Annotated in this window: 9 protein-coding genes; 5 read left to right on the top strand and 4 right to left on the bottom strand. The window is 53.4% G+C overall.

What is annotated here, in order from left to right; genetic code table 11:
* The coding region (locus AAH187_RS09020) for a hypothetical protein (protein WP_342348122.1) at window positions 1-2,251 on the bottom strand (2,251 nt) is incomplete at its 3' end.
* Between the two features lie 89 nt (window positions 2,252-2,340).
* On the opposite strand from AAH187_RS09020, the gene AAH187_RS09015 reads away from it, so the two are divergent.
* The 3 genes from AAH187_RS09015 (at window position 2,341) to AAH187_RS09005 (ending at window position 4,268) form a co-directional block, all read left to right on the top strand.
* Window positions 2,341-2,484 carry a hypothetical protein gene (locus tag AAH187_RS09015; RefSeq protein ID WP_342348121.1) on the top strand — a complete coding sequence of 48 codons (144 nt, stop codon included), beginning with the start codon at window positions 2,341-2,343 and terminating at the stop codon, window positions 2,482-2,484.
* A gap of 727 nt (window positions 2,485-3,211) precedes the next feature.
* Window positions 3,212-3,325: a DUF1499 domain-containing protein gene (locus tag AAH187_RS09010; protein ID WP_342348120.1), complete on the top strand. Its 114-nt coding sequence runs from the start codon at window positions 3,212-3,214 to the stop codon at window positions 3,323-3,325.
* 91 nt (window positions 3,326-3,416) lie between these two features.
* Window positions 3,417-4,268, top strand: a complete 852-nt coding sequence (locus AAH187_RS09005) for a bZIP transcription factor (RefSeq protein WP_342348119.1) — start codon at window positions 3,417-3,419, stop codon at window positions 4,266-4,268.
* Window positions 4,269-4,315: 47 nt separating this feature from the next.
* On the opposite strand, the gene AAH187_RS09000 is transcribed toward AAH187_RS09005, so the two are convergent.
* Entirely contained in the window at window positions 4,316-4,594 is a 279-nt protein-coding gene (locus AAH187_RS09000; RefSeq protein ID WP_342348118.1) for a peptidylprolyl isomerase, read from the bottom strand.
* Window positions 4,595-4,733: 139 nt separating this feature from the next.
* Entirely contained in the window at window positions 4,734-5,792 is a 1,059-nt protein-coding gene (locus AAH187_RS08995) for a kelch repeat-containing protein (protein ID WP_342348117.1), read from the bottom strand.
* Between the two features lie 294 nt (window positions 5,793-6,086).
* Here AAH187_RS08995 and AAH187_RS08990 point away from each other — a divergent pair, with 294 nt between their 5' ends.
* Window positions 6,087-7,025, top strand: coding sequence for a hypothetical protein (locus AAH187_RS08990; protein WP_342348116.1), 939 nt, complete (start codon window positions 6,087-6,089; stop codon window positions 7,023-7,025).
* Between the two features lie 124 nt (window positions 7,026-7,149).
* Here the strand turns inward: AAH187_RS08990 and AAH187_RS08985 are convergent, their stop codons facing one another.
* Window positions 7,150-7,380, bottom strand: coding sequence for a hypothetical protein (locus tag AAH187_RS08985; protein WP_342348115.1), 231 nt, complete (start codon window positions 7,378-7,380; stop codon window positions 7,150-7,152).
* Between the two features lie 108 nt (window positions 7,381-7,488).
* Here AAH187_RS08985 and AAH187_RS08980 point away from each other — a divergent pair, with 108 nt between their 5' ends.
* Window positions 7,489-8,211 carry a DUF1566 domain-containing protein gene (locus AAH187_RS08980; RefSeq protein ID WP_342348114.1) on the top strand — a complete coding sequence of 241 codons (723 nt, stop codon included), beginning with the start codon at window positions 7,489-7,491 and terminating at the stop codon, window positions 8,209-8,211.
* The last annotated feature ends 65 nt before the right edge of the window (window positions 8,212-8,276 follow it).

The raw sequence follows: 8,276 nt of genomic DNA, 5'->3' as shown, positions 1-8,276 counted from the left end.
CCTGAAGGGTTTTGTATCCCCGGCAAAGAAACAAGAGACTCAAAAAGAACGCCGCTAACCGGAGTAATTCAGTTGGCCAGACACTGATGCCTTCCAGCCAGACAAAGGGTTCTCCATGTTGGAGTTGATTGGTGATGGACACAAAAAGGGAGATATAGATACCGACGACTGCGACTAAGAAAATCCAGAACATGGGGGCTTTGCACCACTCCTGGACGAGAAACACCGCTCTCCGGCTCATGGCCGCATAAATCACCCAACTACCCAACACAATACATCCCAGCAGCAAGAACGTCCGCATGCCAATGAGGGAGGCCGGCTTTCCATGTTCAAAGTCTGGTCGTGCAGCATGAATGGTGTTGGGGTCGGCACTCAGGTCGTATGCGCCTGTGAGTCCGACCTCGAATACTCTCGGCGCTCTTTCATAGGAGTGGGTGTCTGGTGAGTGGTCGCATGCCTCATGAGAAAAAAACGAGGGAGCCGTCCGACAGACGGTGACGGGGTCAAGAGCCAGCAGCGTGGACAAGAACAACGAGGTTTGATAGGCATCACGAAATGGGGGAATCGAGCCTTGAACCTGGGCGTGAAGACGTAGGCCAAAATGGGAAGCAATCAGAAGATTCCGAGTCCATTGATATTGGGCCGGATGTAGGAGGCGGGTATCAAGATCGGTGGTAAAGAAAATGACTCCGGGAAATTCCTTCCGCAAGGCTTGGAGGAGCAGAAGTTTGTCATAGACATCTCCTGCCAAAATGCCCATGGCCTTAAAGCCAGGACAGATGGGCCACGATCCTTCCCCCACCTTATCCATACACCGTTCACGAATTTTTTGATCTTCAACTTTGATTTGCAAGGCCAAACGTCTCAGGTAATCGAATTGGGCAGGGCCTTCGGGGCGTTCAAGACCCTTATTGATTTTGAAAAAGTTTTGGGAAACGGTTCCGTCACCCTCGGATGTTCCGTCAGAGCCATTCATATTCTGAGGAAGCTCACCGTCAATTCCACGAAGGTAGCTATAGCGATGGGCCCAATCCGGCCAGTCGACGTCTGCTAAATTTTCAATTTTGGTTATAAGATCAAGATCAGGAGTATTGTTCGTCACTTCAAGAAAGGTCAGTGGCAATTTCCGCCCATAGAGCGTATCCCACTCGCCGATCAAGGCAATATGATCATGTCCATTTTGAAGGTCAACCTTTCGTTTGGTTAATTCCTCGACGAGTGTTCTGGCCAGTTCTTCATCCGTTCCTATGACACGATGCACATCAAAGTCCAAGGACCTCATATACTCCCAGCATGTGGCTTCACTGAAACACTCTTCTCTCCCAATAGGGAAATCTTCAAAAAGAACCGCATCAGACGCCGTTGCGGAGAAAGAAAGGTATTCAATAGCGTGCGAACCCTCTATGGGATGGGTGGAGGAAGGATCCTGACGCTGTTTTGCGAGCGCTTCACCGATCATGGCGCGTAAAGTCCCGGAATGAAACGGTCCTAAAACCGTAAACGGCTTGGCGAAAGGAAATGAATCGTTACCACTTTGGTTCTGTTGAGAGTCTGGTACCGATTCCTTTACAAAGGCCACAAGGCCTTCAAGAGATGCTAAGGGCTTTTTGTCCAGGTCTTGATCCTTGACCCATAAGATAAGCACGTGATCTTTTGACCTGTCGTCTGGTTTAAACCATTCGAGAGGCACATCAAGGGGAGGGCAACTCTCATCCCAGCAGGTACCTTTTCCTTGAAACTGTGTGCGGTCCCACCCAAAATACCGGAAAAATTCCCCTTCTTCAGGAATATATCCGGCCTCCCCGAGAGCGGACACCACCGCGTAACGATGGCGTAACCGGTATTCTGTTCCGGAAGCAAAGGGAGTCCCTTCTGTCACGACAATCAGGACTTTGAATGTTGGTGTGGGTTTCCCTATGGTCTTCGTGATCTCACGCAATTGACTGAGTAAATTATGGTGGTCCTTGGTCTCGGAACCATTGAGAGAACCTTGGGGTGACTGAGCCACAGGCTGAGACTGGTTGGCATTGGGTTCGGCATTTTTATGAGCCTTCACGGATGCGAAAGGGTCCTGCCACAGACGGCTTTGAACCCGCTTGTCACCAACGATCACCGCCGTGTTTTGTTGTCCATGAACGGGCCGATCACTTTTAAAGGGTTGTTGGTAATACAGAATTCCTCCCAGCACGGTGAGCAGTATCAATAAGCCCGTAATAGGAATTTTTGAGTCGTCACTTTTTTCAAAGGCCATGATTCACTCGCAAGTGTTTCCTGCAACCAGACGACTGCCGGAGGAGGCTTTTCTGCTTCATCTCATTGCTGATGGGTAAGGAAATCTGTTTGGTTGAACAATTCAATACGTCCAATTGTAATAATGCCAGCCACTGTCCCGTTCATACCTACCGGAAACTCAAGATTCATGCGAGCGCAATGGAAGATCCTGTCGCCATTGAGCGAACAAATGACAAGCTGACGGAATTATAGGAAAATTTTGTAACAAAAGGAACGCTTAGGGAAAATGGTATCGGTGTGGAGTGAGAGATTGTGTCTCCAATCAGATATGACCCTGAAGCCATTCAGATACGTGAGATGGTGTAATTCTTTGAAGTCACGCGCTCCCTTTTTATAGGGAGAACCTTGGTGATAAGGCCGGAATGCACCGTTCGAGCCCATGCGGGGTGTGAAGAGTGAAGCAGCGGGTGCTTGGATTTCACCATCGCCCAAACCGCAAGGGCCTCAATCCATCATGCGCAATGGGAGGATGGGAGAAGGAGGTCAAGACGATCAGAATACTCTCACCGCAGGTTGCAGGACTTGTCTGAAATAACTCCCCCGAGGAAAAGTTCAACACCAGGGTTTTATGAAGGCGTTTCCCATCAAAACGCCTGATACGCCTCGTGAGGCTCCAGGAAGTATTTACGCAACTGCGTCATCAATCACCCGTTGCACTTGGAACTTGAAACCGCCCAGTGTGAAGTTTGGATACCTCTTGTCAGACTCCCTTCCACGTCTGCCTGCTCTGGACTCGCCAGTGTCGGGCGTTTGCGCGTAAGTCCCACGGGATGGCATTCCTTTTTCCCCCTCAAGTATATTAAGGAAGAATATATGGTTTCTCTTGTTCTTTACCGGTGGAAAGAACCAGGAGGGGAGTGGGTCATACGCAACGCAGGGAGGTGCAGGGATGTCTGCTCAATGATTAACCATTGCGGAGATGGCGACAAAAACCATTCACTTCTGTTCGGCATCGCGCAGCGGCTACTACGATTTCGGGGTGAACCGGAAGCGTATGGAGGCTCTTCGAGGGATGCCAGAGGACCGGCTGTAGACGAGGTGTTGCTCATGCCTGCAAACCGTTGGTCGAACAGACGAAAGCGGGATACCCTCAGCCATGTTAGGGGCGAACAGAGGAAAACACAATGAACCTCATCATGGCCGTTGTCCTTACGCTCTGGGTGGGAGGGTGTGCGAGCCCCGGCTTCATCATTCAGCCGGTGGAAGATGATCCCAGTGTGTTCGTGGGCCTGGCCAGCTCACCCAAAGGTACAGCAGAGCCCGAAGCCCGTCACGCGCACCCTGTGCAATGGTCATCCGCCGATCTCCAGGCCATCCTGAAACGACTGGCCGTCCAGGACGGGAGGGGGCTCATGGATGCCTCCAGGCCTGCGCAAGCCGTCTTTGCGCCCGAAGATCTACTCCGGCTGATTCCAGCTCTACAGCAGGCGTTCAGTATCGCCCGCCCTGTGGACTGGGTCGTCTTCGCCGTCTGGGGCGCCTCCACACCATCACAGGCGCTTGAGGTCACATCCGGCGGCCTGTATCTCCAGGATCAGCAGTTGCACATCCTCCTGGCCAATTATCGCGAACGCGTCTCATCGGAAGAAGAGGGCATTCATGCCATCCACCAGAATCCCTTTCGCGTACTCAGGGATGTGAAGCGGAGGCTGCTGTTTTTTCCCACTGACTATATAAAAGAGACACGAACGACCTGGTTGGCCGGAGGATTCAAATCCCCGGTGAGTGAATTGGTATTGGATTACCACGCGCTTCTGGAAATCGAACCACCACACCACGACAAGACCAACCCACCTCACATTCAGGAAACCACGGCATCGGAATCGCCCCAACCATCCGGCAGCACTTCATTTGCCGAGGAGACCGAACTGGATACCCTACAGAAAGAAAACGCCTCCCTGAAAGAAGAACTCTCCCGCCTCAAACAGCAGAGGCCCCAACCACCCGCGGACTCTTCACCGACCACCGCCCCCTGAGTGGCTCCGGTCGTCTTTCTTAGGCCAGGCAGACCCTGTAGCGGGCCTTATTCTTTCTGCCCGGTTTTTTTAATGATGTGGTACCCGAATTGGGTTTTGATCACCGGGCTCAGACTACCATGACCCATGCGTTTGACCGCATCTTCAAAGGCTTTGACCATTTTGCCGGGACCAAACCACCCCAGATCGCCACTTTTGGAACCACTAGGACAGGTCGAGTATTCTTTCGCCAACTCGGCAAATTTTCCGCCGGTTTTCAGACGTTTTCTCAAATCGTCGGCTAACCCCTTTTCTTTCACTAAAATATGACTGGCTCTCCACTCCATACGTTCTCCTTTCGAATCCTTAATCAAAATCCGGTAAACATAACCACTGCCATTGTAATGGGTAAATTATATGATGCTCAGGGAAAAATTGTCATCTCGAATATTAACACGGCCCGGATCTGTCAGGCTGATATGCGCCTCATGGCTTGGAGGGTTTGGAGGTGACGGATTCCGGTGGAGTAAAGACTTCGTTCAGATCACTAAAGGAGCCTCCTGGAGTCGGCCCGCCGCTGATGACGAATATGCGGCCATTCAGCACGGCAGAGCCGAGGCCGTGACGTCCGGTCGGCATTGATGTCATGGTCTGCCAGGCGTCATGGGCCGGATCATACGCCTCGTTTTCAATAAATGTCCCCTCTTCCTTTTCGCCGCCGAAGACATAAATCCGACCGCCAAATTCGGAGGCGGTGATTCCACTGCGGGCAGTCGGAAGATCTGCGGCCCGCGACCAGCGGTCGGTGACGGGATCGTACACTTCCATGACAGAGAGATTCTGGCGATAGTCGCCGTTCAGGCGTCCGCCGATTGCGTATACCTTACCGGCCACGGTTGCGGCCGCAAGATGATCGCGAGGGGTTGGCAGCGGGGTTCGCACAGTCCAGGTGTTGCCTTCAGGATCGTAGACCTCCACGGCCGCGCTATTGGCCTTCCGGTCGTAGCCGCCGATAGCATACAGTTTCCCGTCGTGCGCAGTTACCGACAAGGCCCCGCGAGGAGTCGGCATGGGTGCGCGCTCGGCCCAGGTGTCCCTTGCTGGATCGTAGGCATACACTGTGGCAACGGGCGCCCAGACGCTGAATCCCGCCTGTTTGTAACCGCCAATAACATAGAGCTTGCCGCCTGCCACCCCGATACCCAGATGGTGTAGGCCGATCGGCATGGGCGCTCTAGCCGTCCATCGGTCTGTGGCTGGATCGTATGCCTGGAGGGATGGAGTGATCCCAAGATTGATGAAATTCCCGAAGCCGGGTTGCTCAAACCCGCCCACGACGTAAATCGTATTGTTCAAGGTCGCGGCAGCCACCTCAGTCCGCTTCGTCGGTGCAGGGGTTGCTGTCTGCCAGGCTCCTTGGTCCGCCTCGGGCGGCACCGATTGCGCGGATTCCGGGAGCACGATGAGGCAGAGCGCAGTGAGGAACGGCACGAGGAGGGCCGTAAGCATCACCACGGAAACGTGGCATCGGATGGCTGATATCATCAAATAGCGCATGGCCGGAATTATACTCAATCGAGAAATGGAAAATCCTCGATATGCGTGATGCCCGACCCAGGGGGAAATTTAAACCGGGTCCACTCCCCCCTAAGTTATCCCGCATCCTGTTGGCAGGGCTCTCTCCCCACATGGTCATCATGAGCGGGAGCGAAGGATCTGTGCCCAGGCCTCAAATAATCAACTTCCTCACTTCGATATTCAGCTTCAAGCCCCATTCACCGATACATACCATAAACACCCCAATCCGAAATCCCGGTTACTCAGGGAAAGCCAACACCTATGGACCAGTCTACGAGAACTCGCATTGAACACAATATCTTCCCCCCCGCCCATCAAGCCTGTGAACCATGGGAAACATTTCCGTGGCACGCAGGCCGGGGAGGAGCCATTGATACCCATGTGGCTCATTCATCCCAAGCACTGGCTATTGATGTCTTCGGCACCATCAAAACCTCATCTGAGTGCGATGGAATTCTTGATGCCCTGGCAACGTCCCTCGGGGTTCCCGCCGGCGGTCCCTGGAACATCACCCTGGAATGGCGCGCGCGGACATCATTGCTCAATGAACCTCACCCGACGCAGGTTGATGTCTATGCAGAAAGTCCCAATTCGGTGATCCTGTTTGAATGTAAATTCACCGAACAGGATGGAGGGGCGTGTTCGCAAACGGTACGGCGCAATGGCTCTATCCCGTGCAAGGGAAATTATATGCAGCAAAGCATTCGCGGAATTGACATGATCAGTCGTTGCCCCTTAAGTGATCAAGGCATCCAATATTGGGACATTATTCCGAAGGTCTTTTATCTCGATGCCGAAACAGATTATCAGCCCTGCCCATTCGCAGGATCGGCCTACCAATGGATGCGCAATCTGGTGGTGGCCTATAAGGTGGCGCGGCAGAAAAATAAGCAACCGGCGGTGGTTATCGTCTATGCGGACAGTGCGGATCTGCCCATGGCCAAAAAGGTTAAAGCACAGGAATGGGAAGAATTCACCCGGACAGTCAGACAGGACCAGGTATCGTTACACGTGCGTTCCTATCAAGAGATTCTCGCCCTTGCGCAGGAGACAACCAGAGGCGACAGTGGTGAGGATACCTTATGGACAGAGTTAAACGAATGGGTCAACAGAAAAATATCAAAGATCAATGGAACCCGGGGAAAACCAAAAAGAAAAAGCTGCTCCAAATCCAAAACGATGTCAGTGAATCGAAGATGAACAGATCCGCCATTCGCCATTGAGCATCCATCTTCTTCCGCTCCCTTATCCCTGCATACTGTTGGCAAGACTCTCGTCCCACATGGTCATCCTGCTCCATTCGACAAGGCTCAGGACAAGGGCTCTACGAAGGATCGGTGCCCCAACCACCCCGCGCTGGTTTCCCAACAACCCGCTCTCGTCCTATATCCCCCCGCAGGTCTGGTAACCGGCCTGACGCTCCAATCAACAGACGGACCGTTTCCCCGTATTCCAAAGGCAAGAAATTAGCAGCATGTCCGGCCCACTCCCATGTCCAGATCCACTTCACGCCCAAGCGTTGGAGTGATTGCGCGCCGGTCTTGAGAGATAGCAATCCTATTGCTCCTCCAGTATATTAAGGAAGGAAATATCGATCTCTTGTTCCTAACCAGTGGGACGAACCAGGAGGGTTGTCAGTCTTACGCAACCCGGGAGGCATGGAATGTCTGGTCAACGAGCAATCATGGCGGGTATGGGGGCGGCGGGGATTCTGGCATTGTGTCTCGCGCTGCCTGGAGTGATCTGGGCCCATAGCGGACCGCCAGAGAACAAGCCGGGCGAACCGAAGAATGCCATTCTTCCGCACTCCGAAATCCTGAACAATAGCCTGAACAATAAGATGTATGCCGACTCGGAACCTGGCGCGATCGGACCATGTGGTGGGGCAAAGATGGGGGGACAAACATTCTCCGGTGTAGACCGGTTTGTTCCAGTCCTGTATGGCGTCGCGTACTGTGACCGGGAAACGGGCATCGTGTGGGAGACCTCCCCCTCGGTGAGCGCCTTTAACTGGGCCGGGGCGATCAGCCATTGTACCACCCGCCAGGTGGGTGGACGGAAAGGCTGGGCATTGCCGATGCGGGAGCAACTGGCGAGCCTGATGGATATCAATTCGGTCCTGTGCTTAGGCGGGGGGCTCTGTTTGCCGGATGTCCATCCGTTCCAAAACGTGCAGTCGGCCAACTATTGGTCAGCGTCGACGACCGGGGGGACTCCCACGTTCGCATGGCTCGTGAATTATTTCCTGGGGGGTGTATTTGTCATCAAGTTGGAGGGCAGGGGGCACGCGTGGTGTGTGCGGGATGGACAAAACTCCGACGGGCAAGGGCTGGCTGCGATTGTGGAACCCCACCGTGATCCTGAAGTATTTGGAGTCATGAGGTGATTGGGTACGAGGGGTGCAGGGGACCGGGCCTCCCTTCGTCTCATCTCAAAAATTTTCTTATTGTT

This window comes from uncultured Nitrospira sp. (assembly GCA_902500695.1).
GTDB lineage: Bacteria > Nitrospirota > Nitrospiria > Nitrospirales > UBA8639 > Nitrospira_E.
Note: the sequence above shows the minus strand (reverse complement) of the source record. Positions and strands in the feature narration are given on the sequence as shown.